The organism is Stenotrophomonas sp. A3_2 (genome assembly GCF_036624925.1).
Classification (GTDB): Bacteria; Pseudomonadota; Gammaproteobacteria; order Xanthomonadales; family Xanthomonadaceae; genus Stenotrophomonas; species Stenotrophomonas hibiscicola.
The window spans coordinates 1-322 of sequence record NZ_JAZKVY010000087.1 but is presented as its reverse complement, the minus strand read 5'-3'; the positions used below and the strand labels follow the sequence as shown (position 1 = coordinate 322).

1 protein-coding gene is annotated in these 322 nt (G+C 67.7%); it reads left to right on the top strand.

The window, feature by feature from the left end; translation table 11 throughout:
• Positions 1 to 322 (top strand): cellulose biosynthesis cyclic di-GMP-binding regulatory protein BcsB (locus R5H29_RS01525; protein WP_332328630.1); only part of this gene is annotated, 322 nt, incomplete at both ends.

The window sequence follows — 322 nt, the reverse complement described above, 5'->3', positions numbered from 1 at the left end:
CGGCAGAGCACATTCGCCCAGCTGGGGCGACGCCAGGACACCCTGCTGTCCGGCGTGCGCAACGCCACCACGTTCGAGTTCCAGGTCCGCCGCGACCGCCTGGTGCGCGATGCGGAACTGGACCTGAGCTTCACGCCTTCGCCGTCGTTGCTGCCGACCCTGTCGCATCTGCGGGTCTACCTCAACGACGCGATGATGGGCGTGGTGCCGATCAGCAACGACCAGCTGGGTCGCCCGGTGCAGGCCAAGCTGCCGCTGGATGCGCGGCTGATCGCCGACTTCAACCAGGTGCGGCTGGAGTTCGTCGGCCACTACACCGACA